This is a genomic window from Alkalibacterium iburiense (assembly GCF_039521845.1).
Classification (GTDB): Bacteria; Bacillota; Bacilli; order Lactobacillales; family Carnobacteriaceae_A; genus Alkalibacterium; species Alkalibacterium iburiense.
The window spans coordinates 1-1482 of record NZ_BAAACW010000171.1 but is presented as its reverse complement, the minus strand read 5'-3'; the positions used below and the strand labels follow the sequence as shown (position 1 = coordinate 1482).

The 1482-nt window shown below is 38.1% G+C and carries 1 protein-coding gene; it reads right to left on the bottom strand.

The window, feature by feature from the left end:
• A partial coding sequence (locus ABDZ53_RS12800) for an IS4 family transposase (protein WP_343757135.1) occupies positions 1-1407 on the bottom strand: 1407 nt, incomplete at its 3' end.
• Between the last annotated feature and the right edge of the window lie 75 nt (positions 1408-1482).

The window sequence follows — 1482 nt, the reverse complement described above, 5'->3', positions numbered from 1 at the left end:
AGCAATTTGTTCTTGGTTTGACTGATTTCCAATCAAAATTTCTTTGAATGCCGCCGGTAATGTGTCGATTAATTGATCGAGCAACGCCGTTACTTGTTGTTCGGATAATACAAATTGGTCTTCAAGCAGTGCTTTTAAAGCATGCAAAAGAAGAGATAAAGATTTTGTGAAGCGAATGTTTTCTAGCTCGTCGCATTCTAAATAAAATAGTTCTCCAATCGTTCGTGGATCCTTTTCATTTCGTGAAACAAGTGCAAAAAATATATACCGCATAAAGACAATCGTTGTGTGGGCAATCATGATGTCATATTTTCGTCCGTAGACTTCTTTCCCGAGCTGTAAATAAGATTTACAGTACTTGAAGAACGTCTCAATGTCCCACCGTTTTCCGTATAGACGAATGATTTCTTCATTTTCCATCTCGATATCTGTGGATAATAACGCTAGCCAATTACGCTTGCCCTTACTGTTGCGATTTTTAACAAAAATGATTTTTGCTTTAATCTCTTTCCCTTGATCATTGAGCCCTAGGCTCACAACAGCTTCTGCTTTAACGATGGCACGCCCGCGCTTTTTCTTTAAGTGGGCATAGAGTTCCTTAAGCGTGTAGCGTTCGCCTTGATAGCCATAGGTCGCTCGCATGGGCTTTATCATACAAATAACGTGTAATGGATAATCCGTTACCACTTGCTTGATCACAGAAGCGTGACCGAACCAGCTGTCAAAAAGGAGCGTTTGTGCTTTTAATTTTTGCAAGGGTAGAGAGTGAAGTAAAGTAAACATGGTTTCTGTCGCTTTCTTTTGAGCTTCTTGACGACGCTTATATCCAGTGGTTCGTTTATCTATGCAATCATCGGCTTCATTTAATCGATTAGCTTTTTTCTTGGAACTCAGGAAAGATTTAGCCAGCGGAATAAAGGTATGGCCATCACTCCATCCTAAAGTTAGCATACGGAATCCTTTGATATACTTACCACTGGCATGATCGAAATTATTGGCTAACAACTCTACTTTTTTACTCCGATTACGACTAAACACGGAATCGTCCAGAATAAGCACACGTTCCTTGTCCTCTTGGACATAAGGTAACAAGGTGGCAATGATTTTTGAAGTGAACAAAAGTAAGAATTTACGCCAATTAAACCGTTCATTTCTCAAAAAACGGTTGACTGTATCTTTTCCAAATCCTGGTTGTCTTTCAGCATCCTCTAACAACTGATTCACACTTTTTCCGCCATGGAAAGCGACTGTGAATAAAAAAGTAACGATAGCATTCGTACTGATACCATCTTCTTTTTTTATATTTGATTGGTGTAATAAGGTGCCTATTTTAAATTCTTTAAGAAATCGATCAATGCTCGAATAGAACTCGTTTTTTTCTGATTTTTTTGGTAAAATATTAGCCATAAGACATCTCTCCTTTGGAATGTTTGTTGGTAACTACATTTTACCAAAGAGAGGTGTCTTTTTCTGTACTTTTAA